16 protein-coding genes and 1 pseudogene are annotated in these 26058 nt (G+C 73.3%); 10 read left to right on the top strand and 7 right to left on the bottom strand.

Annotation, left to right across the window (positions count from 1 at the left end):
* Positions 1-196 precede the first annotated feature (196 nt).
* Positions 197-2191, bottom strand: a pseudogene (locus ACZ38L_RS09030) (APC family permease); the annotation flags it as partial.
* 455 nt (positions 2192-2646) lie between these two features.
* Positions 2647-5457 (bottom strand): apolipoprotein N-acyltransferase, encoded by a 2811-nt coding sequence (gene lnt, locus ACZ38L_RS09035; RefSeq protein ID WP_465690732.1) that lies wholly within the window; start codon positions 5455-5457, stop codon positions 2647-2649.
* 137 nt (positions 5458-5594) lie between these two features.
* Here lnt and ACZ38L_RS09040 point away from each other — a divergent pair, with 137 nt between their 5' ends.
* On the top strand, positions 5595-6836 hold the full coding sequence (locus tag ACZ38L_RS09040; protein ID WP_465690734.1) for an MFS transporter: 1242 nt from the start codon (positions 5595-5597) through the stop codon (positions 6834-6836).
* A gap of 10 nt (positions 6837-6846) precedes the next feature.
* On the opposite strand, the gene ACZ38L_RS09045 is transcribed toward ACZ38L_RS09040, so the two are convergent.
* Positions 6847-8235, bottom strand: a complete 1389-nt coding sequence (locus tag ACZ38L_RS09045; protein WP_465690736.1) for a S53 family peptidase — start codon at positions 8233-8235, stop codon at positions 6847-6849.
* Positions 8236-8651: 416 nt separating this feature from the next.
* Here ACZ38L_RS09045 and ACZ38L_RS09050 point away from each other — a divergent pair, with 416 nt between their 5' ends.
* Together ACZ38L_RS09050 and ACZ38L_RS09055 are read left to right on the top strand one after the other, a co-directional pair.
* A complete protein-coding gene (locus ACZ38L_RS09050) occupies positions 8652-10304 on the top strand; it encodes an APC family permease (protein ID WP_465690738.1) in 1653 nt (550 codons plus the stop codon).
* A 129-nt stretch (positions 10305-10433) separates the two neighbouring features.
* A complete protein-coding gene (locus ACZ38L_RS09055; protein ID WP_465690740.1) occupies positions 10434-10874 on the top strand; it encodes an HIT family protein in 441 nt (146 codons plus the stop codon).
* A gap of 24 nt (positions 10875-10898) precedes the next feature.
* On the opposite strand, the gene ACZ38L_RS09060 is transcribed toward ACZ38L_RS09055, so the two are convergent.
* From ACZ38L_RS09060 to ACZ38L_RS09070, 3 genes are all read right to left on the bottom strand, one after another.
* Positions 10899-11675, bottom strand: coding sequence for a TIGR03943 family putative permease subunit (locus tag ACZ38L_RS09060; protein WP_465690742.1), 777 nt, complete (start codon positions 11673-11675; stop codon positions 10899-10901).
* Positions 11672-12769: a permease gene (locus ACZ38L_RS09065; RefSeq protein ID WP_465690744.1), complete on the bottom strand. Its 1098-nt coding sequence runs from the start codon at positions 12767-12769 to the stop codon at positions 11672-11674. The genes ACZ38L_RS09060 and ACZ38L_RS09065 overlap by 4 nt, the downstream gene beginning before the upstream one ends.
* A 99-nt stretch (positions 12770-12868) precedes the next feature.
* Positions 12869-13825, bottom strand: coding sequence for a GlxA family transcriptional regulator (locus ACZ38L_RS09070; protein WP_465690746.1), 957 nt, complete (start codon positions 13823-13825; stop codon positions 12869-12871).
* Between the two features lie 127 nt (positions 13826-13952).
* On the opposite strand from ACZ38L_RS09070, the gene ACZ38L_RS09075 reads away from it, so the two are divergent.
* From ACZ38L_RS09075 to ACZ38L_RS09095, 5 genes are all read left to right on the top strand, one after another.
* A complete protein-coding gene (locus ACZ38L_RS09075) occupies positions 13953-14252 on the top strand; it encodes a putative quinol monooxygenase (protein WP_465690748.1) in 300 nt (99 codons plus the stop codon).
* Positions 14253-14431: 179 nt separating this feature from the next.
* The gene (locus ACZ38L_RS09080; protein WP_465690750.1) at positions 14432-14848 is read left to right on the top strand and encodes a DUF3592 domain-containing protein; all 417 of its coding nucleotides are present in this window, start codon (positions 14432-14434) and stop codon (positions 14846-14848) included.
* Between the two features lie 286 nt (positions 14849-15134).
* Positions 15135-16433 (top strand): helix-turn-helix domain-containing protein, encoded by a 1299-nt coding sequence (locus tag ACZ38L_RS09085; protein WP_465690752.1) that lies wholly within the window; start codon positions 15135-15137, stop codon positions 16431-16433.
* A gap of 120 nt (positions 16434-16553) precedes the next feature.
* Positions 16554-17561 (top strand): CHAP domain-containing protein, encoded by a 1008-nt coding sequence (locus ACZ38L_RS09090; RefSeq protein WP_465690754.1) that lies wholly within the window; start codon positions 16554-16556, stop codon positions 17559-17561.
* A gap of 274 nt (positions 17562-17835) precedes the next feature.
* On the top strand, positions 17836-19794 hold the full coding sequence (locus ACZ38L_RS09095) for an AfsR/SARP family transcriptional regulator (RefSeq protein ID WP_465690757.1): 1959 nt from the start codon (positions 17836-17838) through the stop codon (positions 19792-19794).
* A gap of 258 nt (positions 19795-20052) precedes the next feature.
* Here the strand turns inward: ACZ38L_RS09095 and kdpB are convergent, their stop codons facing one another.
* Positions 20053-22212, bottom strand: a complete 2160-nt coding sequence (gene kdpB, locus ACZ38L_RS09100; RefSeq protein ID WP_465690759.1) for a potassium-transporting ATPase subunit KdpB — start codon at positions 22210-22212, stop codon at positions 20053-20055.
* Between the two features lie 888 nt (positions 22213-23100).
* On the opposite strand from kdpB, the gene ACZ38L_RS09105 reads away from it, so the two are divergent.
* Together ACZ38L_RS09105 and ACZ38L_RS09110 are read left to right on the top strand one after the other, a co-directional pair.
* Positions 23101-25212 (top strand): transglycosylase domain-containing protein, encoded by a 2112-nt coding sequence (locus ACZ38L_RS09105; protein ID WP_465690761.1) that lies wholly within the window; start codon positions 23101-23103, stop codon positions 25210-25212.
* A gap of 147 nt (positions 25213-25359) precedes the next feature.
* Complete coding sequence (locus tag ACZ38L_RS09110) at positions 25360-25998, top strand: TNT domain-containing protein (RefSeq protein ID WP_465690764.1); 639 nt, start codon at positions 25360-25362, stop codon at positions 25996-25998.
* Positions 25999-26058 lie beyond the last annotated feature (60 nt).

Below are 26058 nucleotides of genomic sequence, written 5' to 3' on the forward strand. Positions count from 1 at the left end.
CCTCGACGCTGGCCCGCTGACGCCACACCAGGTTGTTCATGCAGGTGGTGCCGTCCGCCCGGAGCTCGCCGGTGCGCGGCTCGCCGCGGAACTCGGCGCGGTGCGCGGCGTCGAGCCGCGCGGTGCTCCAGTGCGGCGCCGTCCGCTCCGCGACCTCGGTGCCGCCCGGCACCTGGCGCAGACCGTCGGCGGTCTCCTCCAGGTCCTCGATGGCCTGGCTGACGTCGAACGGGACGATGGTCGCGGCGACGTGCGGCAGCCGGCTCGCGGCGCCGGCGATCCGGTCACCGACCCGGGCGTGCAGCAGTCGACCGAAGAGCGGGCCGTAGGCGCGCCGCGGGATCAGCAGGGTGACCTCGGTGCGGCCGTCGGCGGTGGCCCGGGCGGCCAACTCGGCCACCGCGCGGCGCAGCCGGCGGTCGGGGCAGTCGATGATCTCCAGCGGGACGTCGGCCGCCCGGCTCTCCTCCCACGCCTCGCGCAGCCGCTCGGCGTGCCGGTCGTCGACCATGAAGTGCACCGCGCTCAGCTCGGTCGGCCGCAGGCTGCGGGCGTGCTGCAGGGCGCGGATCGCGGACAGGTCGAGCTTGTCGACCAGCACGTAGACCACGCTGCGGGTGCGGGTGGCGACGCTGGCCGAGGCGGGGGCGGCGGCCAGCGCGGCGCTCTCGGCCCGGTAGCGGCTGTTGGTGCGGATCAGCGCCCAGACGCCGATCGGGAAGATCACCACGACCATCCAGGCACCCTCGGTGAACTTCGTGACCGCGAAGATCACCACGACGGCGGCCGAGGCGACGGCCGCCGCGGCGTTGATGACGATCTTGAAGGTGCGGTTCTTCTCCTGGCGCACCCAGTTGTACTTGACCAGGCCGGCCGCGGCCATCACGAAGCCGGTGAAGACGCCGATCGCGTAGAGCGAGACCAGCTTGGTCAGGTTGCCGCCGGTGCCGATCAGCAGGATCAGCGAGATCACGGTCAGCACGATGATGCCGTTGGAGAACGCCAGCCGGTGGCCACGGACGGTCAGCTGGCGGGGCAGGAAGGAGTCCTCGGCGACGAAGCTGGCCAGGAACGGGAAGCCGTTGAACGAGGTGTTGCCGCCGGTGTAGAGGATCAGCGCGGTGGCCACCTGGACGAAGGTGAACATCACGTTGCCGAAGCCGCTCTGGCCGAAGACCAGGTGAGCCTCCTGGGAGATCACCGTCGGGCTGCCGGACTCGTAGGGGATGGCGTGGGTCTTCCAGGCCAGCGTGGAGACGCCGAGCACCAGCGTGCCCAGCGTGGCGCTCATGATCACCAGGGTGCGCCGGGCGTTCGGGCCCTGCGGCTCGCGGAACGCGCTGACACCGTTGGAGATGGCCTCCAGACCGGTGAGCGAGGAACCGCCGTTGGCGAAGGCGCGCATCATGATGAAGAGCGAGGCACCCATCATCAGGCCGCCGCCGGGGTGGCCGAGGCCGACCGCGCCGGGGGCGTGCAGCTCGGCGTCGGAGAGGTGCGGCAGGTCGCCCATGGCCAGCCGGATCAGGCCGACGACCACGGTCAGGCCGATGGCCAGGATGAAGAGGTAGGTCGGCAGCGAGAACGCCTTGCCGGCCTCCCGGATGCCGCGCAGGTTGCCGTAGCAGAGCAGGCAGACCACGCCGATGGTGATCCACAGCTTGTCGGCGTCGATGTTCACGTGGAACAGCAGCTGGAGCATCGACGCGACCGCGTCTGTGCCGGCCGCGGTCTGCACGGCGACGGTGACGATGTAGTCGATCAGCAGCGCGACGGCCGCGACCTGGGCCACCCGCGGGCCGAAGTTCTCCCGCGCCACCACGTACGAGCCGCCGGCCCGGGTGTACGTCATCACGACGTCGCGGTAGGAGATCGTGAGCAGGAAGAGCAGCGCCAGGATGATCCCGGTCACCGGCATCACCAGCGCGAAGCCGGCCACGCCGACCGCGGGTATCAGCTGGAAGAGCATCTGCTCGGTGCCGTACGCGCTGGAGCTGATGCAGTCCGGCGCGAGCACGCCGAGCGCGATCGGCTTGCTGAGCTTCTCGTTGTGCAGTTCGGAGGTCACCAGGGGCGGTCCCAACAGGACCTTCTTGAGCCGGTACCCGAGACTCTCGGGAAGATCGACTTCGCGCGGGAGCACTCCTGGCCCCGCCGACGCGCTGTCGATGCGCTCGGGTGCCGCTGTCATGAACGTCTGTCCCTTCCGTGCCGAAGACGAGGCGTCATCCAGCGGAGGGCGACCTCGGTACCCGTTGCGGACCCGATCCTCCGAGGCCACCCTGTTCCGGGCACGAGAACTAATTAGCGCCTTCTTGACGCCCGAAACCAGCCCGGATCCGACGAAATGCAGTTCTTAACGGCTTTTTATCGCGTAAATGTGGCGGACATCACGCGCCTACACCACTAGCCGGCCGGCCGGTTGGCGAACCTCCCGGCTCGGAGCCCGCCCCGCGGCGTTCGGTCGCCGTTCGAGCGCCGTTCGGACCCGCGGCGGACGCCGTCGGGGCTCCCGGCGGCGCACCGGCCTCGGGCCGACGGCTGGTGGCGGCCGTTCGCCGGCGGCTGCCGGACCGCGGTGCCGGCTCGGATCCCGGTGCCGGCCCGGATCCGTGTCGGGCTCCTCGACCTCCGCCCGGTGGCACCTCACGCCGGCCCAACGGGTCCGACCGGCCCGGCGGTTGTCGTCCCGAGCTCGGACGCCGGCCGCACGGTCGCCCAACTCGCGGTGCCGCCGAGCACGGTGAAGGCCAGGGCGAGCATCCAGTCACCGGCCTGCCGGTACCCGGTGGTACCGGTGGTCAGCGGCACCCGCACCACGTAGGCACCGCTGAAGCCGGCCGAGCTCCAGGCGAGTTGGCGCCCGTCGGCGGCAAAGGCCGCGCTGTCGCCGGTGAGTGCGACCTGGACGGCCGGCCGGCCGGTCTCGACGGCTCGCACGGCGGCCAGCGAGGCGTGCTGCGGCTGCGCCCAACTCCCTTGGAAGGTCGAGTCGGAGCTCTGGTAGACCAGCAGCTGGGCACCGTTCGCGACCTCGGTCCGGGCCAGGTCGGGAAAGGCCGACTCGAAGCAGATCAGCGGCCCGAAGGCGAGGCCCGAGCTGTGCAGCACCACCGTGTGGTCGCCGCGCAGCACGTTCACCGGGGCGGCCTTGGAGAACTCGGTCAGCCAGCCGAGCGCCGAGCGCAGCGGGATATACTCGCCGAACGGGACCAGCCGGATCTTGTCGTAACCGCCCACGATCCCGGCCGGCGAGACCAGCGCGGACTCCTTGTACCTGCCGGGTGTGCCGAGCCTCGGCGCGTCGCCGTTGACCAGCAGGTCGGCGCCGACCCGACGGGAGAGCGCCCGAAGCGGGGCGAGCCCCGCCGGGGAGCCGGTGAGGTCGGCGCCCAGGCTGCTCTCCCCCCACACCACCAGCACCGGGCGCTCGCCCGACGGCAGGGCGGCCAGCCTGGCGGTGGCGGCCTGCTCGTCGGCCTGCCGGACGGCGGGCGAGGCCACCACGCCGGGCTGCACCACGGCGATCGGGACGGTTCCGTCCGGGCGCGGCGCCGGTCCCAGCGCGGCCCAGGCCGGCCCGACCGCCAGACAGCCGGCCGCCGCGACCAGCGCGGTGACGGCGGCTGCCGGGCGCGGGCGGGCCCGCGCACTCAGCACGGCGATCGCCAGCGCGGTGTTCACCGTGGTGATCAGGAAGCCGGTCAGCCAGACCCCGCCGAGCGAGGCGGAGGCGAGCAGGGCGGGCCGGTCCCACTGGGTCGCCCCGAGCAGCGCCCACGGCCCGCCCAGGCTCTGCCAGGACCGGACCGCCTCCGCGCAGGTCCACGCGCTCGGCACGGCCAGCAGGGCGGCCGCGGCGCGCCGGGCGGTGAGCGGCCCGTTCAGCAGCCGGTGCACCGTCCAGCCCCAGGGCAGCCAGAGCGCCGCCAGCAGCGCGCCCAGCAGCGGCAGCGCCGGGCCGATGCTCGGTAGCAGCCAGTACTGCGCGGCCACCTCGAAGCCGCCCAGCCCCCACCAGGCCCGGACCAGTCCCTCCCGCCGGGTCGGCGCGGCCCGGACCAGCAGGGTCAGCGGGACCAGCGCGAACCAGGCCAGCCACCACCAGGCCGGGGCGGGCAGGGCGAGCGCGGGCAGCGCGCCGAACAGGACGGCGGCGCCCCGCCGAGCCCAGCGCACCCGACGTGCCGGATCCCGGTGCGGCCGGTGCGGCCGCCGGCTCCGGTCGGCCGTCAGCAGCACCGTCCAGCCGAGCGCGAACCCGGCGGCCACCCACCAGAGCAACGCGCGCTCGTGCCCCGGGTGCCAGAACGGCACCATGGCCAGCCCGGCCAACACGAACGCGACGTTGTACAGCACGTCGTAGCAGGCGAACACCCGCCCGCGCAGGGCGTCCGGCGCCGTCCCGCCGACCAGCGCGTCAGCGGACACCTTGAGCACCTGGAAGGCGAAGGCCGCCACCCCGACGCAGGGCACCAGCACCCAGAGCGACGGGTAGAGCCCGCCGACGTACGCCCCGGCGCCCGCCACCGGGAAGGCGGCCGGCAACAGCGCCCGGGTCCCGTACCGGGCGGCCAGCGGCGGCGCGGCCAGGCTGCCCGTGAAGGCGGCCACCCCGGTGGCGGCCAGCGCGATCCCGTATCCCGGGGCCCTCAGCCGGTACTCCGAGTCGGCGACCAGGACCAGCACCACGAAGCCCGCACCGAGCAGGAAGCGGTGCGCGGCGACGCTCAGCAGCGCGCGCCGGATCACCGGGGTGCGGGCCGCCGCGCGGATCCCGTCGGCGAGGTCGGCGGCGGTCCGTCGCAGCCGGGGCAGCACCTGCTCGGCACGCCGCCCGCCCAGGGCCGGCAGCGCCCCGAAGACCACCGCCGCCAGCGCGTAGAACACACCGGCGAGCAGCAGCCCGGCCGCCTCCGAGTGGCCGACCAGTTGCGAGCCGCCGACCGCACCGACGAAGGCTGCGGCCGTCCCGGCGACGGCGGAGAGCGCGTTCGCCGGCACCAGCCGCTCCGGCGGCACCGTCCGCGGCAGCGCGGCGCCCTTGGCGGTCAGCACCAGCCGGGACGCCGAGAGCAGCAACAGCACCGCCAGGTAGGCCGCGACGGTGGCCCGCGCCGCCACGATCGCCACGCTCGCCAGCACCAGCGCGAGCCGCAGCAGCGAGACCACGACCAGCAGGCGGCGGCGGTCGAAGCGGTCGATGAGCACGCCGGTGAACGGCCCGGCCACGCTGAACGGCAGCAGGGTGACCGCCAGCACGGCGGCGATCCGGGCCGGCGTGGCGCCGCGCCCGACGTCGAACAGGACGAACTGGGCGAAGGCGATCTGCGCCAGCCCGTCCGCGCACTGGCCCAGGCACTGGCCGGCCAGCAGGCCGCGCAACGGCCCGGCCAGGTCCCGCCGCACCGACCCCGGTGGCGCGCCGCCCGCCACCACGGCCACTCGCTCGCGCATGCCCCCATCGTCCCGCTCGCGCCGGCCGGTCGGAGCCCGCAGGACGGTGGTGACGGAATGCCGGAGTCGATTTACCGGTTCATTCGGCCACGGGACTCTTTCACTGGGACTTTCGACTCCACCGGCCCGGAGGACGGATGACCACGCTCGGCACGACCACCGGCGAGACCCGCTCGCGGCTGCTGCCCCGGCTGCCCCGGCTCCACGGCGGGGCGGCGACCGCGGCCGTGGCCGTCGCCTTCTGGGCCACGATGACCGGCACCACCGTCCCCACCCCGCTCTACCCCGACTACGAACACGCATTCGACTTCTCCTCGCTGATGGTCACCATCGCCTTCGCGGTCTACGCGATCGGCGTGGTCGCGGGGCTGCTGGCGGCGGGGTCGCTCTCCGACCGGTTCGGACGGCGGCCGGTCACCGTCGCCGCGCTGCTGCTGGCACTGGCCGCCGCCGGGGTGTTCCTGGCCGCGGACGACCTGGGGGTGCTGCTGGTCGGCCGGGTGCTCTCCGGCCTGTCCGTGGCCCTGGTCACCGGTGCCGCCACCGCGCACCTCACCGAGCTGGCACCGCCCGGGCACCGGCTCCGGGCCGGCCGGATCGCGCTGGCCGCCAACATGGGCGGACTGGCCACCGGTCCGGTGCTGGCCGGGGTGCTGGCGCAGTTCGCGCCCTCGCCGCTGCGGCTGGTCTGGATCGTGAACGCCGCCGTGCTGCTGGTGGCGCTGGCGCTGCTGGGGGGCGTGCCGGAGACGGTCGCCCGGCGCGGGGCGGGCCGGCTGCGGCCGACGCTGCCGAAGGTCCCGGCCGGGATCCGGGCGCCGTTCGCCCGCAGCGCGCTGACGGCCGGCGCGGGCTTCGCCGTGGTCGGCGTGCTGACCGCGACCACCGGGCTCTTCCTCGCCGGCCCGCTGCACCTGAACTCCCCCGTGCTCTCGGGGGTGACGGTGGCCCTCGCGTTCGTCGGCGCCGCCGGCGGGCAGCTGCTGGCCCGGGTGCTGCGGCCGCGCGCGGTGCTGCCGATCGCCTGCCTGGGGCTGGTCGGGTCCGCCGCGCTGATCGCCACCGCGATGCTGACCGTCACGCTCGCGCCGCTGGTCGCCGCCGCGGTGGTGGACGGCCTGGCGACCGGGCTCGCGATCGGCGACGGGATCGCGCTGATCACCGAGGGCGCCGAACCCGCGGTCCGGGGGCAGGCGTTCTCGGCGCTGTTCGCGGCGGTCTACGGCCTGCTGGCGCTGCCGGCGATCGGGGTCGGGGTGCTGATCGCGCCCACCGGGCTGCGCACCGCCGGGACGGTCTTCGCCGCGGTGGTCGCGGCGCTCGCGCTGGGCGTGCTGGCCAGCCTGCCGCGCCGGCGGACACCGGCGCGGCAGGGCTGACCACTCGGATCTAGCCGAGCGCCGCGATCATCGGGACGAACTTGGCGGCGTCCACCGTGCCCCAGCCGGTCGCCAGGTCGTAGCCCGGGGTGGCCGGCCAGCCGGGCACCCCGCCGTTGGTGTTCGAGCCGCCCACGATGTCGGTCAGCCCGGTCTGCTTGAACCCGGCCTGCTGGAGCGCGCCGAGCGCGTACAGGCCCTGGTTGAGGTTGCCCAGCCGGTGCCCGGCCAGCTGGTCGGCCAGCGCCACCACGCCCGAGAAGATCGGGGTGGCCACGCTGGTGCCGCCCCACAGCTCCCAGCCGTCGTCCTGCGGACCGAAGCTGTTGTACGTCCAGACGCCGGTGTTCGGGTCGCCGAGCATGCTGATGTCCGGCACGCCGCGCGAGTCGCCCACCACGTTGCTGACTCCGGTCTGGAAGAGCGGCCGGCTGAAGACCTTGGACTTGCCACCGCCCGAGGCGCCGCCGTCGGCCGGGTCGTCCCAGACGGTGTCCGGGCTGACCCGGTTGCCGTTGTCGTCCAGGTGGACCGAGGTGCCGCCGACGCCGGTGACCAGCGGGTCGGAGGGCGGCCAGGAGGTCACCGGGTACGGGTAGAGGGTGCTGCCGTCGGACTCGTCGTCGGTGGAGCCGCTGTCGCCGGAGGCGGCCAGCACGGTGACGCCGTGCGCCTGGGCGTCCTTGAAGGCGTACCGCAGGTTGAGCAGGCTGGAGTAGTCGCCCTGGTCGAAGCCCGGGAAGGTGTTCTCGGTGGCGCCGAAGCTCTGCGAGATCACGTCGCCGACGCCCTGCTTGATCAGGGAGTCCTCGGCCGCCATCATCTCCGGGAACCCGGTGGTGCCCTCGTTCTCCGAGACGCCGGTCTCGACCAGCACGATCTTGGCGCCGGGCGCCATCGCGTGGGCCATCTCGACGTCGATCGTGGTCTCCTCGGCCCAGCCGGTCATGTCGCTGTTGGAGGGGTCGAAGGGCGGTACCGTCCCCCACTTCACCACCTGCACGTTGGCGCTGGGGATGCCGTAGTGGGCGCTGTAGACGTCCAGGTCGTGCTGGATGGTGGGGGTGCCGAACGAGTCGACGATCACGATCGTGCGGCCGGTGCCGTTGATCCCCCGGTCGAAGAGGGGCTTCTCGTCGTACGCCTGCTCCAGCTGGAGCGGGCCGTAGCAGGACGCCTTGAGCTGGGTCTGGCACTGGCTGGTGCTGAGTGGGCTGGGGTACTGCCCGGACACCATCCGGTGGCCGATCGCGGCCGGTACCGGTCGGGGGCTGCCGCCGGTGGCGGCTGCCGCCACGGTGGCCGCGCCCGGTACGGCGCCGGTGACCGCGGTGGTCACCAGGAGGGCGGTGGTGCCGAGAACCGACGCGGTGGCACGGCTTCGGGTGGAACGTCGCATGGGTGTCCCTGGGGGATGGTAGGTCCCGTCGACGACGGCGTGGAGGACATCGAACTCCCGTACGCACCGGCGCGTCCTCGGCTTGTCCGAGCCATGGGTATTTCTTTGTCATGCCTGTACCAGGGGTGCCACTGCACCCCAGGCGTGCCACCCCGCCCCAGCCGTCGCGCCCGGCATGGCGTGCCCACCCGCCGAGCTGAGGCGATTATCACAAAGCCGTTTGCCAGCGCCCCCGATTAACGGACACGAGATGGCAACGATCGTTCGATTTGAGCTTTACCTGAGCATTGCGTCCCGGTTCGTCCCATAGTCTGCTCCGCGTTGCCCACGCTCAGGCCCGCCACCCGCGCGACCTGAGCCCGACCACGAGCAGGACCCGCATCCCGGGCCTGGGGAGAACAGGGAGGACTGAGACGTTGAGCGCATCAGAGCCGAAAACGGCGTCCCATCAGCACTACCGCCGCTCACTCGGCACGATCAGCCTCACCGCGGTCGGTCTCGGCTCGATCATCGGCTCCGGCTGGCTCTTCGGTGCCGAGCGCGCGGCCAAGCTGGCCGGGCCCGCCGCGATCCTCGCCTGGGTGATCGGCGCCGCCGTGGCGCTCACCATCGCCCTCACCTACAGCGAGCTCGGCTCGATGTTCCCCAAGGCCGGCGGCATGGTCCGGTACGGGCAGTACTCGCACGGCTCGCTCGCCGGCTACCTGGCGGCCTGGGCCAACTGGATCGCCATCGTCTCGGTGATCCCCGGTGAGGCCACCGCCTCCGTGCAGTACATGAGCTCCTGGCACTTCGGCTGGGCACAGCGCCTGTACAACGGCAGCGAACTCACCACATCCGGTGTCGCACTGGCCTCGGTGCTGCTGATCGGGTACTTCCTGCTCAACTGGTTCGCGATCACCCTGTTCGCCAAGACCAACACCGCGATCACCGTCTTCAAGGTGGTCGTCCCGACGCTGACCGCGGGCAGCCTGCTGCTCGCGCACTTCGACACCCACAACCTCCAGGACCACGGCGGCTTCACGCCCAACGGCTGGAGCTCGGTGTTCACGGCGGTCGCGGTCTCCGGCATCGTCTGGGCCTACAACGGCTTCCAGTCGCCGCTGAACCTGGCCGGCGAGGCCCGCAACCCGGGCAAGTCGCTGCCCAAGGCGGTGATCAGCTCGATCCTGATCGCGCTGGTGATCTACGTCGCGCTGCAGGTCGCCTTCCTGGTGGCCATCCCGTCCGCCGACCTGTCGCACGGCTGGGCGAGCCTGAACTACAACTCGCCGCTCGCCGACCTCGCGACGGCCTGGGGCCTGAACTGGCTCGCGATGCTGCTCTACGCGGACGCCTTCATCTCCCCCACCGGCACCGGCATGATCTACGCCGCGACCACCTCGCGCATGATCCACGGTGTGCAGGAGAACGGCCACCTGCCGTCGATCTTCGGCCGGGTGGACCCCAAGACCGGCATCCCGCGCCCGGCGCTGCTGCTCAACCTGTTCATCGCCTTCCTCTTCCTCGCGGTCTTCCGCGGCTGGGGCTCGCTGGCCGAGATCGTCTCGGTGGCCACCGTGATCTCGTACATCACCGGCCCGGTCGCCGTGATGGCGCTGCGCCGGCTGGCGCCGGACCTGCCGCGCCCGGTCAGGCTGAAGGCGATGCCGGTGATCGCGCCGATCGCGATGGTCTTCGGGTCGCTGGTGCTCTACTGGGCCCGCTGGCCGCTCACCGGCAAGGTCATCCTGCTGATGGCCGCCGGGCTGCCGATCTGGGCCTGGTACGAGCTGCGCAAGCCGTGGGCCGAGCTGAAGCCGCACCTCAAGGCGGGTGCCTGGGTGGTCGGGTACCTGCTGGTGATGGCCGCGGTCTCCTGGGCCGGCGCCAAGGACTTCGGCGGCCACGGCTACCTGCCGCAGGGCGTGGACCTGCTGGTCGTCGCCCTGATCGGCCTGGGCACCTACTTCTGGGGCGTCCGCAGCGCCTGGTCCAACCCGTCGCTGGCGCAGGTCCGCGCCGAGCTGACGGCGCAGGGCACGGACGCGGACCCGACCTCGGCGGCGGCGGAGCCCGCCCGGGCCTGAGCCACCGCGCACCACGCACGGCCGCCGGCCGGGTCGCCCCCGCGGGGGTGGCCCGGCCGGCGGCCGTTCTGCCGCTCCCGGCTCCGCTCCCGGCGCGCGGGGCCGCGGGGCACGGCGTGGAATGGGCGGGTGGAGTGTCTGTTCTGCGCGGCGGTCGCGGGCGAGGCGGCGGTGCACGAGGTGTCCCGGGACGGGGTGGCAGTGGCCTTCCTCGACCACCGGCCGCTCTTCCCCGGCCACGTGCTCGTCGTCCCGGTGCTGCACGCCGCGACGCTGACCGACCTGCCGGACGAGCTGGTCGGCCCCTTCTTCACCCGGGTCCGTGCGGTCACGGCGGCGGTGGAGCAGGCGACGGCCGCCGCCGGCTCGTTCGTCGCGATGAACAACCGGGTCAGCCAGTCCGTCCCGCACCTGCACGTCCACGTGGTCCCGCGCCACCGCGGGGACGGCCTGCGCGGCTTCTTCTGGCCGCGCGGCCACTACCCGAACGAGGCCGGGGCCCTGGAGACCGCCGCCCGGATCCGCACGGCCCTGCGACAGGCGACCGCTGTGCGGGCCTCCGACAGCTGAACTTCGCCCCCCGCCGCCCTCCCGCTACTCGTACGGGTCGGCCGGTTGGGGGATCTCGGTCAGCTGCTGGGCCGTCAGCTGCGGGGTCGGCGGGTCGGTGTCGTCGTCGCTCGGGGTGGGCGTGGCCGGGGGCTGCCAGCTGCCGACCACGCGCACCCAGGTTCCCTCCCGCGGGGCCGCCGCGCCGGTGACGCGCACCTTCGAGGCGCGGGCGTCGGCGGCGCAGCAGGTGATGGTGAGCCGGGTGAGGTCCCAGCCGCCGGCCGGGTCCGGGGTGGCGAAGCCGGTGAGCTGGACCCGGCGCCCCTGGAGGGACTTGGAGGTGTCCCAGAGCGCCCGGATGTCGAAGTAGTTGACCGTCATCACCAGCGGGTCTCCGGCGGCCAGCGCCGGGAAGCCGGTGTCCGCGGTGGCCGGACGGACGGGCGTGGCGGCGGTGCGCTGCGCGGTGTACGCGCCGAGGGCCTGTGGCGCGATCAGGAAGACCGCCGCCACCGGGAGGACCAGCAGCCAGGCGATCCGCGGGCCACCGGGACCGTGCGCGTGACCGTGACCGTCACCGTGCTCGGGATCGGGATCGGGAGCACGGTCGTGCCCGTGATCGTCGTGCCCGGCACGCAGGGCGCGGAGCGCGGCGAGCGCGCTCGCCAGCCCCAGCAGCACCAGCAGCGCGCCCGTCGTCACCAGGTACGGCCGCAGGGTCGCCCGGACGTAGCGCAGGCAGAGGTCGCTGAAGAGTGACAGGTGCAGCAGCGCCGCCCCCACCAGCACCAGCAGCACCGCCCGAGTCTCCCGCCTCACAGCAACCACCCGCCCACCAGGACCGCCGACAGCACCGCGACCACGAAGGTCGCCGCCGAGAACCGCCAGGCGAACGACCGGCCGAAGGTGCCCGCCTGGAGCGCGATCAGCTTGGCGTCCACCATCGGCCCCACCACCATGAACGCCAGCCGCGCCACCAGCGGGAACGCGGTCAGGCCGGAGGCCACGAAGGCGTCCGCCTCCGAGCAGACCGCGAGCAGCACCGCGAGCACGGCCAGCACCAGCACGGACACCCCGGGGATCTGGGCCAGGTCCTTCAGCGCCCCCTGCGGCACGGCGGCGTTGAGCGTGGCGGCGGTGGTCGCGCCGATCACCAGGAAGCCGCCCGCGTGCAGGAAGTCGTGCTCCAGCGAGGAGCGGAAGACGGACCAGCGCCCGGTGCCGTCCGCCGGCTCACGCCAGGGCCGCGGCCGCAGCCACTCCGGGCGGCCGAACCGCGCCCACAGCAGCCCCATCACCACCGCGGTGACCAGCGAGGCGACGAACCGGGCCAGCACCACCTCCGGCCGCCCGGGGAAGGCGACGGCCGTCGCGGTCAGCACCACCGGGTTGATCGCCGGTGAGGAGAGCAGGAAGGCCAGCGCGGCGGCCGGCGCCACCCCGCGGGCGATCAGCCGCCCGGCCACCGGGACCGAGGCGCACTCGCAGCCGGGCAGCACCACGCCCGCCACCCCGGCGATCGGCACGGCGAGCACCGGTCGCGCCGGCAGCGCCCGTTCCAACAGGCCGGCCGGGACGAAGGCCGCGACGGCGGCCGAGAGCACCGTGCCGAGCAGCAGGAACGGCAGTGCCTGGACGCAGAGCGCGACGAAGACCGCGGACCAGGCCTGGAGCCAGGGCGCGCCGAGCAGGCCGGCGGGCAGCAGCCGCGGGACGACCAGCAGGACCGCCATAGTGAGCAGCAGGGCCTCCAGCGATCCGGCCGACCCGGCTCGGGCGCGCCGGTGCCGGGTGCGCCGGCCGGTGCCGGGAGGGACCTCGGGCTCCGGGGTCGGTGGCGCGCCCGGGTGGTCCTGCCGCTCGTCGATGAGCCCGTCCGCGACGAGCCCGTCCGCGATGAGTCCGTCCGTCATGCCGTCCGGTCGCTCCCTCTGGTCCGCCCGTGATCGGAGATCACGCGGTCAAAGAGCCAGACGCCTCGGGAGCGGTGATCGGTCGCACCGCGGTGGCGGTCAGCGCCCGCGCAGCGCGCCCGCGGTGAGGCCGCGTCGGTCGCGCAGCAGCACCCGCAGCGTGCTGCCGTTCTCGTAGCCGACCCGGTGGGCCACCGCCTCCACCGAGAGATCGGTGGTGCGCAGCAGGTGGCAGGCCTGCTCCAGCCGGACGTCCTGGACGAACCGTACCGGCGAGCTGCCCAGCGTGCGGCGAACGGCCCGCTGCAGGGTGCGCTCGCTGACGCCCAGCGCCCGCGCCGCGTCCGGGACGTTCAGCGGCTCGGCGAGCCGGGCCCGGACCCAGGCCTCGAAGGCGGCCACCGTCGGGTCGTGCCGGGCGAGCACGCTGGGCACCACGTAGCTGGCCTGCGAGGGCCGGTCGTCGACCACCAGGTAGCGGGCGACCAACTCGGCCAGCGCGGGGCTGCGCATCCGGACGAGGGCGAGGGCGAGGTCCACGTGCCCGAAGGCCGCGCCGGCCGTGGTGACGCCGTCCGAGTCGACCACCATCCGGGTGTCGTCCAGCTCGACCGCGGGGTAGCGCTGCCGGAACGCCGGCGCCAGCCACCAGCTGGTGGTGGCCCGTCCACCGTCCAGCACGCCGGACTCGGCGAGCAGGAAGGTGCCCGAGCAGGCCGAGGCGAGCGGCAGCCCGCGTTCCCGGGCCTCCCGCAGCAACGCCCGGGCCGGCGCGGTGGCCCGGGCGGCGGCGAACTCGACCAGCTGCTCGGGGGTGCGACCGCTCACCCCGGGCAGCACCAGCAGCTCGGTGCGGTCCGTGAGGGTGGCCGGCTCGACCGGGACCAGGTGGCCGGCGGCCGTGCGGACCGGGCCGTCGAAGCCGACCGTGCACACCTGCCAGTGCGGCGGGTTGGACAGCTCGCCGCGCAGCTCGTTGGCGGTTCGCAGCACGTCCAGCAGGGCGGACAGCCCCGAGTCGAAGACACCGTCGAGGACCAGCACCGTGACATCCATGGCGGGAACCGTACCAATGGTGTCGTTTACGACACTCGTATGCCGTCCGGCCCCACCCTAACGTGATCGTCGTACCGAACACCCGGGCCGAACCGACCCGACAACGACCGATTGCAAGGAGCCCCCCATGACGAAGATCGGCCTGCGCGCCCACCTCGAAGCCAGGCCCGAACGCGCCGAGGAGCTGGCCCAACTGCTGACCGGCGCGCTGGAGCTTGCCCGCGCCGAGCAGGCCACGGTCACCTGGTACGCGTTCCGGGAGGGCCCGACCACCTTCGGGATCTTCGACACCTTCGAGGACGAGGAGGGCCGCGAGGCACACCTGAACGGCGCCATCGCCCAGGCCCTGATGGAGCGGGCACCGGAGCTGCTGGCCACGGCGCCGGAGATCATCAAGGTCGACGTGCTGGCGGCCAAGGCCGGCTGAGCCCGGCACTGCGCCGTTCGGCCCCCGCCCGCACGCCGGACGGGGGCCGAGCCGTGTCGCCGCCCACCGCCCCCGGGTCCTGACGGCGGATCGGATCCGGGCGACCGGGCCGCGCGGCGCGGCGGGGGCGCGCAGACTGGAAGGAGAAGGCGCGAGTGACGGCAGGAGGGTGCGGGGCGATGGGCGGAACGATCTGGGACGGACTGGCACTGTTCGCCGGACTCGGCGGGCTGGTCGCGTACCTGGCGGGCGCGGTGGGTCTGCACGAGATCCGCCGGCTGCGGCAGTCCGGCGCCTCGGCGCAGGCACTGGTCCGCTACCGGGCACTCGGGCCGGAGGACCGCTCGGGCGCGATCCGCCCGCTGCTGCAGTTCGCCACCGAGGACGGCCGGGTGGTGGAGGTGTTCTCGCCCGTGCCGCCCGGCCGGTCCCATCCGCTGGTGGACGGCGCGACGGTCCGGGTCCGGTACGACCCGGCGGACCCGCGGCAGGTGCTGGTCGACGGGCGGGAGCGGCGCGGGCTGGAGTACGCCTTCCTGGCACTCGGCACCGCCGTACTGCTGGCGGCCCTGCTGTTGCTCGTGCTCGGGGTGTGAGCGGCTCGGGCTCGGCCCGGCCTGCCTGACGGGCGGCCGGCCTGACGGGCAGCCGGCCTGACGGTCGCTCTGATCGCCCGGCGGTGCGGAAGGTTGCGTTCCGGGTGCGTGGCCTCCTGGCGGAACTCCCGGAGAAGTGAAGAAGAGTTCGATAAATCCGCCTACCCTGTCCTTTTGACCAACTGCGCGGAGGCGGGCGGGCGGGGCGGGCGGTGACACCTCCGACTTGGCCAGGCTCTAGCATGCCGCGACAGTCCGGTAACCGGCGGCAAGGCTAGGAGAATCGTTGGCCCGCAAACCACGCCCGATCGACCCGACCGAGGGCCCGCTACAGGCGTTCGCATACGACCTGCGCGTGGTGCGCGAGGAGGCGGGCAACCCGACCTACCGAGCGCTCGCCGAGCGGGCCGGCTTCGGCGCCACCACCCTCAGCGACGCTGCCGGCGGCACCCGTCAGCCCAGCCTGGAGGTGACGCTGGCCTACGTCGGGGCCTGCGGCGGCGATGTCGCGCTCTGGGAGGAGCGCTGGCAGCGGCTGGACCGGGAACTGACGGCCGAGCGGGCCGCGGCCCAGTCCGCCAGGGCGGCGGAGTCGATACCCGGGCCGGCGGCCCGACCCTCCGTCACGCCGGCCGCGCCGTCCCACCTGCCCACCGCGGGACCCGCCACGCCGTCCGAGGTGTCCGCCGTGGAGGAGATCAGCGGGCCGGCCGGCGGACCGGCGGAGCACGGAGCCGGCAGCGTCCTGCTCAGCCGCTGGCTGCGCTCCCGCTGGTCCGTGGTGGGCGTCGCCGCGGTGCTGGCCGGCCTGATCACGGCGCTCGTGCTCTGGCTGCCGGAGAAGAGTGGCGGCAGCCACCCGGCGGCGGCCGCCTCCCCCTGCCCGGCCGCGCCGAGCGGCGCCGCCGAGCAGGCGGCCACGGCGTTCACCGGGCTGACCTACCAGCCCAACACCCGGATCCACACCGGTGCCGTGCTGAGTTCCCCGGTGAGCCAGAACGTCCCCAGCGGCTGCGAGCTGCGGTTCATCGGCTACTGCCTCGGGGACACCGTGGTGGACACCACCTCGGGGATGCCGGACATGCGCTGGTTCGAGCTCAGCGGGGGCGGCCTGGTCTCCTCGGCCGTCGTGCACAACAATCCGCCGGCCGGCATGCCGCCGACCCAGTGCGCCGACGACGTCCCGATGCCCGCCCAGCTGACGCTCACCGCGGCACCGCAGAACGGCGCTCCCAGCACCCTCACGCTGCACGCCAGCGGGGCGAACGTGGGGATCGTCGGCTACGCCGGCTACTACGCCAGCGGGAGCGGCTCGACCCCGGGGCCGGCCTGGCACCAACTGGGCTTCAGCTCCGACGCCAGCAACGGGTTCCCGGCGACCCTGCAGACCGGATCGCTGCCCCAGCAGCCCTCGGGCAGCTACGTCCTGGTGGGCGTCGCCTGCCTCGGCGGCTCGGCGCCGACCCAGGTCGCCGACGCCCGGCAGCTGAGCCCCGGCGGCACGGCGGCGCCGGTGACACTGAGCGCGGACCAGCTCACCGACGCCGAGCAGAAGGCCTGTCAGTACATGCAGCACCCGGGCTGACGGACGCCGGGACGACGCGCGACGGGAACGATACGGCGCCTCAGGAGACTGGCGCGGAACACGTGTGGCCCTTCGGTGAACGGCCACGCCTGCCCCCGTCCCCGCTCCGAAAGGACCACGGTGAACCCCGACCGTCTGTGCACGCTGCTGCGCCGGATATCCGGCGCGGCAGCCGCGCTCCTGGTCGCGGGCCTGGTGACGCTCACCCAGGCCCCGACCGCGTCAGCCGCCACCCCCGGTGACGCCGCCTCACTTGCCGCCGCCAACGTCAACAAGACCGCCGGAACCTGCGCCAACACCCCGACCACCAACAGCCTCGGCGGCTCGCAGTTCGAGAACAGCTGCACCGGCGACGCGGGCAGCCCCGAGTACTGGTGCGCCGACTTCGCCGAGTGGGTCTGGCAGCAGTCCGGCCTCCACACCGGCGGCCTGTCCGCCGCCGCCGCGAGCTTCCTCACCTACGGCGCGACCAACGGCACCCTGCACACCAGCGCCTCGTACAGCCCGCAGCCCGGCGACGCGGTGGTCTACGGCAGCCTCCAGGACTCCGAGCTGCACCACGTCGGCATCGTGACCGCGGTGAACGCCGACGGCTCGATCGTCACCGCCAACGGCGACTGGGGCGGCACCAGCGGGCTCGGTGAGTCCGGTTGGGCGGCCAGTTCGCACGTCGCCTCGATCACCATCGCCGCCGGCCAGAAGGCGGTCGGCAGCGAGCCCGGCAACGTGGACACCGCCGACGGCTACTACATCGTGGGCTACAGCAGCCCGGTGAGCAGCGGGAAGACCCCGGCGCCGGTCCAGGCCACCAACTCGTACAACCCGAACGCGCTGTGCGGCAGCGGCTTCGGCCTGGTCGACTACCACGACCTCGGCAACGCGGTGGTCTACCTGGACTACAGCGCCGCCACCGGGCAGAACTGCGTGACCACCCTGGTGGACCAGCCGGGCGGCGCGGTGCCGATGAACGCGACGCTCAGCGTGCAGGGCGGCGGGTCCAGCTCGAACCCGGGCAACTTCAGCTACTACGCGGGCCCGGTCTCCCTGCCCGCGGCCGGCCAGTGCGTGGAGTGGGGCGGCACGTACCAGAGCGCGAGCTGGACCAGTGGCTGGAGCCACTGCGGCTGACCCGTACCGACCCGGCACCCGGTACCGGCCCGACGCGGGCCGGTACCGGATCGTCGGCGCGCACCCGCACCGGCGTGGTGCGCGCCCCGTCGGCGTTGTACGGAATTGATTGACCGACCCCCTCCGGACCCGCCGGACAACGCCGACCAGCACTAGAACTGAACCGGTGATCGGCCCCGTGTCGGGGGCACGACGCGGAGCCCGCGGGTTGGACGGCCGACGTTCGGTCGGCCCTCGATCCGCCCGCGATCAGCATTCCGGGGAGGGCAGGCAGATGAAGTTCGGGATTCTGGGACCGCTGCTGGTGCACGACGGCGCGGCGGTCCAGGCCGTCGCCGCGGCCAAACAGCGGGCCCTGCTGGCGGCGCTGCTGGTGCGGCACGGACAGGTGGTCCCGGTCGACCAGCTGGCGGAGGTCGTCTGGGACGGCCGTCCGCCGCGCAGCGCGCCCACCACGCTGCGCAACTACGTGATGCGGCTGCGGCAGGGGCTCGGGGCGGCCGGCGAACGGATCGAGACCCGGTCCGGCGGATATCTGATCCGGGTGCTGCCCGGCGAGTTCGACGCGCAGCACTTCATCGAGCTGCGCGACCAGGGCGTCGCGGCGCTGCGCGGGGGCGCGGCCGGGCGCGCCGTCGCCCTGCTGGACGAGGCGCTGGCGCTGTGGCGCGGGGCGGCGCTGGTGGACGTGCCGGCGGAGGTGCTGCGCCAGGAGGAGGCCGGGCGGCTGGCGGAGATCCGGCTCGATGCCGTCGAGGCGCGGCTGGAAGCCGCGCTGCGGCTCGGCCGGGCCGCCGCGGTCATCCCCGAGCTGCGCACGCTCACCACCGCCTACCCGGAGCGGGAGCGCTTCTGGGCCCAGCTGATGACGGCGCTCTACCACTGCGGCCGGCAGTCCGAGGCACTCGGCGTCTACCGGCAGGTGCACCGGATCCTGGCCGACGAGGTCGGCGTCGAGCCGGGCGCCGAGCTGCGCGCGGTGCAGCAACGGATCCTCGCGGCCGAGCAGGAGCCGAGCGGGTGGCTCGAGCCGGTACCGGGCGTCCCGGCGGGCGATGAGCCGGACGAGCCGCTCGCCGGCCCGCCGCCGGCCGCCCGGGAGGAGGCCGCCCGGCCCGTCCCCGTCGTCCCGTTCCAGCTGCCGGCGAGCCTGGCCGACTTCACCGGACGGGCCGGCGAGCTGGCCATCCTCACCACCGGGCTGACCGCGCCGAACCACGGCTGCCCGCCGGTCGCGGTGGTCACCGGGCCGCCTGGCGCCGGCAAGAGCGCGCTGGCCGGGCAGGCCGCGCACGCCGCCCGGGCCGCGTTCCCGGACGGCGTCCTCTACGCCGACCTGCGCGGCAGCTCGGCGGACCCGGCCGAGCCCGCCGAGCTGCTGCGGACCTTCCTGCTCACCCTGGGGGTGGCCGCCGGGGCGATACCGGCCGGGCCGGCGGCCCGGGTCGCGCTCTACCGCTCGGTGCTGGCCGGCCGGCGGCTGCTGGTCGTACTGGACGACGCCCGGGACAGCGCGCAGGTCCGGCCGCTGCTGCCGAGCGACACCGCGAACGCGACCGTGATCACCAGCCGCAACCGGCTGGGCGACCTGCTCGGGGCGCTCCGGGTCGAGCTGGGGATGCTGACCACGGACGAGGCGGAGGCCCTGCTGCGCCGGACCGTCGGCCCGGACCGGGTGGCCGCCGATCCGCTGGCCGCGGCCGCGGTGGCGGCGTTGTGCGGACGGCTGCCGCTGGCGCTGCGGATCTGTGCGGCCCGGCTGGTCGCCCGACCGTCCTGGCGGGTGCGCGACCTGGCCGACCGGCTGAGCGACGACCAGCGGCTGCTCAACGAGCTGCGGATCGGTGGGCTGGACGTCCGGACCGAGTTCGCCCGCAGCTACGACGCGCTGGATCCGGCGGCCGCCCGGGCCTTCAGGCTGCTCGCGCTGCTGGACGGCGGGCTGATCCGGCTAGCGGTCGCCGCCGCGCTGCTGGACGAGCCGGTCCGGCGCGTGGAGGAGCTGCTGGAGCAACTGGCCGACGCCCATCTGCTGATCGCCAGGGAACCCGGCCGGTACGGCTGCCACTCGCTGTTGCGGGCCTTCGCCCGGGAGCGCAGCCTGCTGCTGGACCCGGCGCCGCTACGGTCGCAGGCACTGCTGCGGGCGGCGCTGGCCTCGGCTCCCCCGGCCCCCGCCCGCCTGGTGCCAGTACTGGTGGGGCAGGCCCTGGCGGTGAGCGGGCGGGGGTGAGGGGAGTTCCGGGCGGGTCGGGGCGGCAGGACCGGTCCGCCGACGGTCCCGCCGCCCGGGCTCGCCCGGACGGCGACGGGTTACCGGGTCCCCCCGTTCGAGACCCGGTCTCCGTCGCCCCGTCATCGTGCCCGGTGGCAGTATCGGCCCGGTATCGCGGGGCGTAGCGCGACGCCCGGTCGGTCGGGGGACGGGCGGGCCCGAGGCGGGACCAGCGCCCTCCCCGCCCCTCACGGCCCGGTGAGCACAGGCCGGGGGTCACAACCCGGGGATGAACTGCACCACCAGCAGGTCGATCAGCTTGATCCCGAGGAACGGCAGCACCAGCCCGCCCAGACCGAACACCCACAGATTGCGCCGGAGCAGGTCGGAGGCGGACGCGGGCTGGTAGCGCACCCCGCGCAGCGCCAGCGGGATCAGGGCCACGATGATCAGCGCGTTGAAGATGATCGCCGAGGTGATCGCGGACTTCGGGCTGTGCAGCTCCATGACGTTGAGGTCCGCCAGGCCCGGGTACACGCTGGCGAACATCGCCGGGATGATCGCGAAGTACTTCGCGACGTCGTTGGCGATCGAGAAGGTGGTCAACGCCCCTCGGGTGATGAGCAGTTGCTTGCCGGTCTCGACGATCTCGATCAGCTTGGTGGGGTTGGAGTCCAGGTCCACCATGTTGCCCGCCTCCTTGGCGGCCGAGGTGCCGGTGTTCATCGCCACCCCGACGTCGGCCTGGGCCAGCGCGGGAGCGTCGTTCGTCCCGTCGCCGGTCATCGCGACCAGCCGGCCGTCCTGCTGCTCCCGCTTGATCAGCGCCAGCTTGTCCTCCGGCGTCGCTTCGGCCAGGAAGTCGTCCACTCCGGCCTCCGCGGCGATCGCCCGGGCGGTCGTCGGGTTGTCGCCAGTCACCATGACGGTCCGGATGCCCATCCGGCGCAGCTGGGCGAAGCGCTCCCGGATGCCGTCCTTGACCACGTCCTTGAGGTGGACCACGCCGAGCACCCGAGCGCCGTACCGGTCGTCGACCGCGACCAGCAGCGGGGTCCCGCCGTCGGCCGCGATGGCCTCCACCGCCTCCCCGGTCCCGGGCGGGATGCGGCCGCCGCACTCGCGGACCCAGTCGGCCACCGCCGCCGCGGCACCCTTGCGGACCCGGACCAGCGAGCCGTCCGGGCGCCCGACGTCGACCCCGCTCATCCGGGTCTGCGCGCTGAACGGCACGAACGCCAGCCGTCCGAGCTCCCCCTCGGCCCGGGCCCGCAGCCCGTACCGCTCCTCGGCCAGCACCACCACCGAACGGCCCTCCGGGGTCTGGTCGGCCAGGCTGGACAGCTGGGCCGCCTCCGCCAGCGAACCGGCCGTCACTCCCGCGAGCGGGACCAGGCCGACGGCCTGCCGGTTGCCGAAGGTGATGGTGCCCGTCTTGTCCAGCAGCAGGGTGCTGACGTCGCCGGCCGCCTCCACCGCCCGGCCGGACATCGCCAGCACGTTGCGCTGCACCAGCCGGTCCATCCCGGCGATGCCGATCGCCGAGAGCAGCGCCCCGATGGTGGTCGGGATCAGCGCCACCAGCAGGGCGACCAGCACCGCCGTGCTCTGCTCGGCGCCGGCGTAGATCGCCATCGGCTGGAGGGTGACCACGCTGAGGATGAAGACCACGGTGAGCGCGGCCAGCAGCAGGTTGAGCGCGATCTCGTTCGGCGTCTTCTTCCGCTCGGCGCCCTCGACCAGGGCGATCATGCGGTCCAGGAAGGTCAGGCCGGGGCGGGAGGTGATCCGCACCACGATCCGGTCGGAGAGCACCGTGGTGCCACCGGTCACCGCGCACCGGTCGCCGCCGGCCTCACGGATCACCGGGGCCGACTCCCCGGTGATCGCCGACTCGTCGACGGCGGCGATCCCGTCGACCACGTCGCCGTCGCCCGGGATCAGCTCACCGGCCGCGACCACGACGAAGTCGTGCGGCCGCAGTTCCTCGGCCGGCACCTGCTCCTCGGTCCAGTTCGTCAGGCCGACCCGCCAGTGCAGGATCCGCCGGGCCACCGTCCCGGTGCGCGCCCTGCGCAGCGACTCCGCCTGCGCCCGGCCGCGGCCCTCGGCCACCGCCTCGGCCAGGTTGGCGAAGACCACGGTCAACCAGAGCCAACCGCTGATCAGCCAGCTGAAGACGCTGGGCTGCAGGACGGCGGAGAGCGTGGTGAGCGCGGACCCCACCTCGACCACGAACATCACCGGGTTGCGGACCATCAGCCGGGGGTGCAGCTTGCGCAGTGCCTCGGGCACGGCGGTGAACAGCTGTTTCGGGTCGAACAGCCCGGCGGGCGCCCGGTGCCGGGCGGGGTGCGGAGCCTGCGGCGGGGACTGCGCCGGGACTCGCGGGGCCCCGTCGGCGGGGACCTCCCTCATCGGGGACGTGCGGAGCATGGCGAACCTTCCCGGGCGAACGGGTGACAACGAGCAGCGCCCCGAGCCAACCCTCCCGAGCCGGTCGGAAACCCTCCGCTGACGCCGCCCTGACGGTCGGTCGGCCGACCTTGACGCGGGCTTCACGCCCGCTTGACGCCTCGTTGACACCAGTCGCCACTCGGGCCGCTCCACCTACACAACCCCAGGAGTGGAATCACACACTCCACTGGATCTTCACTCGCTAGAGTGATACCTCGTTACGCCCTGATCACCGGCTGCTTACGATCACCCGGTCAGGGTCCACCGAGCTCGGTCGCGGCGACAGGAGGGGGTCGCCGCGCCCGAGCCGGGTGGAGCGGCGTCACTCCTCCGCGCCGACCCCTTCACCCCGTCCGGACGGACATCGAAACGGACCGACGGGAGCACCGTCCCAAAGCGGCCGCTCCGCCACCCCGAAATGGAGCCCCGACGTCGATCACGACATCACGGAGCGGGGCGCACCCAGAGTGGCGAAGCCGACACCAAGGGTCATGACGGGGGTGGGAATTGTAACCGCGATCCGGCAACTGGCAAGCGCGGTCACCCAGAGGGGCCGGACGGCCGCAAACCCCCGCGCACACCCAACTGACCAGCGGCGCAAGGCCAGTGGCACGCCCGGCGGCCCGCAGGCCACTCCCGCAAGGAAGTTCGCAGACGAACTCCATGATCATCGATCGTCCACGGACGACAACTCGCTGGCGCCACACCGGAGTCAACCGGTCGATCCGGAGTGACCCGCCCCCGTTTCTCATCCCGCGCGCCGTGGACCTGACACCCGGCGGACCGGCGAACAGTTGTGGCAGGGCTGTTACACGACAGGGCGGGGGTCGGGGCTTTCGGCAAGGATTGGCTGCATAGGCTTAGGGCATGCCGTCGAACCAGTCCCCCCGCCGCTTCAATCCGTTCAACAAAGCCGCGCTGGCCACCCGCTTCCTGCTGGCCAGCGGGTTGGCGGGGGTGATCCTCGCCGGTCTGATGCTGCCGGCGGTCGGCAGTATCGGCCTGGGGGCCAAGGACGCGGTGACCAGCTTCGACAGCCTCCCGGCCGACTTCACGGCCCCGCAGCCTTCGCAGGCCTCCACCATCTACGACGCCGACGGCGGCGTGATCGCCACCGTCTGGGACCGCGACCGGACCGTGGTGACCCAGGACCAGATGTCCCCGCTGGTGCGCGAGGCGCTGGTGGACATCGAGGACAACCGCTTCTACCAGCACGGCGCGATCGACCTCAAGGGCATCGCGCGCGCGCTCGGCAACAACAGCAGCGGTGGTGGCACCCAGGGCGCCTCCACGCTCACCCAGCAGTACGTGAAGAACGTCTTCGTCGACGAGGCCGGCGACGACCAGCAGAAGGTGCTGGAGGCCCAGCGGCAGACCATGGGTCGCAAGATCCAGGAGATGCGGTACGCGATCCAGGTCGAGCAGACCCTCACCAAGGACCAGATCCTCACCAACTACCTGAACATCACCTTCTTCGGTGAGCAGGCGTACGGCGTCGAGGCGGCCTCCGAGCGGTACTTCAGCGTCCACGCGAACCAGCTCACCCTGCCGCAGGCCGCCATGCTGGCCGGCCTCGAGCAGTCGCCGACCAACTACGACCCGCTCGTGCACCCGGTGCAGGCCAAGGAACGCCGGGACACCGTCCTGAAGAAGATGGCCCAGTACGGTTCGATCACCCAGGACCAGGCCAACGAGGCCATCGCCGTCCCGATCGCCTCGATGCTGAAGCCCACCCCGCCCCACCAGGGCTGCATAACCGCCCAGCAGGGCGAGGGCTTCTTCTGCGACTACGTCAAGCAGACCGTCCTCAGCGACCCCGCGTTCGGCGCCACTGCGGCCGCGCGCCAGGCGCTGTGGAACCGCGGCGGTCTGCAGATCCACACCACGATCGACCCCAAGGCGCAGGGTGCGCTGCAGACGGCGCTGAGCAACAACGCCAACACCTCGGACAAGCCGGCCGCCGTGATGACCGAGGTGCAGCCGGGCACCGGCAAGATCATGGCGATGGGCCAGAGCCGCGAGTACGGCTTCAACAGCAACCAGACCACGATCAACCTCAACGTCGGCAAGTCGATGGGCGGTGGCCTCGGGTTCCAGACCGGCTCGACGTTCAAGCCGATCGTCGCCGCCGCCGCCATGGAGAACGGCATCGGGCCCGACACCACCTACCCCGCGCCGCAGAGCATGCTGTGGCCGGCGATGAAGAACTGCAGCGGCGGCAAGTACCCCTCCGTCGACACCCTGCACAACGACCCGGGCGAGGTGGGTCCGTACAACATGCCGGTCGCCATGGCCGACTCGATCAACACCTACTTCGCCCAGCTCGAGGCCGACACCGGCCTGTGCACGGTGGACCAGATGGCCAACAAGATGGGCATCACCCAGCAGGCCAACGGCGACCCGCTGAGCGTGGTGCCGTCGATGGTGCTCGGCAGCAACGACCTGACCCCGCTGGAGATGGCGGCGGTCTACGCGACCTTCGCCGACCACGGCACCTACTGCACCCCGATCGCCATCTCCTCGGTGACCGACCCCAACGGCAAGCAGCTGGCGGTACCGTCCGCGAACTGCACCGAGGTGATGTCGCAGAACACCGCGGACACCATCTCCGCGATGCTCAAGGGCGTGGTCGAGGACGGTACCGGTACCTCGGCGGGTCTCACCGACCGCGACAACGCGGGCAAGACCGGTACCACCAACGACGGCCGGCAGGTCTGGTTCGTCGGCTACACCCCGGACCTGGCGGGCGCCACGCTGGTCAGTGACACCGCCACCCAGAACCCGCTGCAGGGCCAGATGTTCGGCGGCTCGCCGATCGCCTCGGCCTTCGGTGGCCCGGTCGCCGGCCCGATCTGGAAGGCCGCCATGGAGGGCTCCCTCGCCGGGACCCCGGCCGACTCCTTCCCGTCGGTCTCGCTGCCCTCGCCGGTGGGCGGTGGTGGCGGCAGCACCACTACCACCACCAGCCCCACGCCCTGACACCGAACCCGGTGAACCGCGGCCGCCCGTCCTCCCGACGGGCGGCCGCGGCGGTTCTGCTCGAACTTGGCCGGAATCCGCGGGACGTCCGCGCCGTCTCCCCTAGCCTCTGATCGTCCGTCAGGAAAACGATCACAGGGAGCAGAGATGACCCTCGGCCGAATAGCCCTCGCCCTCACCGCCGCGGCCGGCCTGCTGACCGTCGCCCCCGCCGCCGGGGCCGCCACGCCGCAGCCACTGGACCAGTGCTCGGCCGCCGACTACCAGGGCGACTCGCGGCTCGGCCCGGAGCAGCTCCCACTGCTCGGGCGGGTCGGGCTGGAGCTGATCGGCTACCAGCGCACCGGCGGCGAGTCCGACCAGGCCTTCCTCGCCCGCTACTACGACTCCCGGGCGGGCTCCTGGAACTACCCGCCGGACAACGGCTACGCGCTCACCCCGGACGGGCAGCCGATCGAGATCGAGCAGGAGCTGTTGCCGGGCCAGGACATCGACCGCTACGGCAGCGAGTACGGCTCCTTCCTCGCGCCGGAGGGCCTGCCGTACGCCGAGCGGTCGATCCCGCCGCAGAGCCTGGACAACACCACCGCACCGGCGGGCTGCAACTACCACGACTACCGGGTCGTCAAGCCGTTCGAGGTCCACGCGGGGCCGATCGCGCCATGGTTCGACCAGCCGGGCTGGGGGTGGCAGTACCAGCTGGACGGCACGCTGCTGCCGGGCGCCCCGGCGCAGCTCAACGTCGGCTGGCTGGTGACCAACGGGTATCTGGAGCGGCTGGTCTGACCTCGAGGGGGGTGGTGGTGCTGCGAGAATCGGCCGGCAACCCGACGAAGGAGCCGCCCC

The sequence above is a fragment of the Kitasatospora sp. NPDC024654 genome, from assembly GCF_055559155.1.

Coding starts and splice junctions, on each gene's coding strand:
- lnt (WP_465690732.1), bottom strand. CDS start 5,457: ATGCGCGAGCGAGTGGCCGTGGTGGCGGGCGGCGCGCCACCGGGGTCG.
- ACZ38L_RS09095 (WP_465690757.1), top strand. CDS start 17,836: ATGAAGTTCGGGATTCTGGGACCGCTGCTGGTGCACGACGGCGCGGCG.
- ACZ38L_RS09070 (WP_465690746.1), bottom strand. CDS start 13,825: ATGGATGTCACGGTGCTGGTCCTCGACGGTGTCTTCGACTCGGGGCTG.
- ACZ38L_RS09110 (WP_465690764.1), top strand. CDS start 25,360: ATGACCCTCGGCCGAATAGCCCTCGCCCTCACCGCCGCGGCCGGCCTG.
- ACZ38L_RS09045 (WP_465690736.1), bottom strand. CDS start 8,235: ATGCGACGTTCCACCCGAAGCCGTGCCACCGCGTCGGTTCTCGGCACC.
- ACZ38L_RS09040 (WP_465690734.1), top strand. CDS start 5,595: ATGACCACGCTCGGCACGACCACCGGCGAGACCCGCTCGCGGCTGCTG.
- ACZ38L_RS09065 (WP_465690744.1), bottom strand. CDS start 12,769: ATGACGGACGGACTCATCGCGGACGGGCTCGTCGCGGACGGGCTCATC.
- ACZ38L_RS09105 (WP_465690761.1), top strand. CDS start 23,101: ATGCCGTCGAACCAGTCCCCCCGCCGCTTCAATCCGTTCAACAAAGCC.
- ACZ38L_RS09080 (WP_465690750.1), top strand. CDS start 14,432: ATGGGCGGAACGATCTGGGACGGACTGGCACTGTTCGCCGGACTCGGC.
- kdpB (WP_465690759.1), bottom strand. CDS start 22,212: ATGCTCCGCACGTCCCCGATGAGGGAGGTCCCCGCCGACGGGGCCCCG.
- ACZ38L_RS09075 (WP_465690748.1), top strand. CDS start 13,953: ATGACGAAGATCGGCCTGCGCGCCCACCTCGAAGCCAGGCCCGAACGC.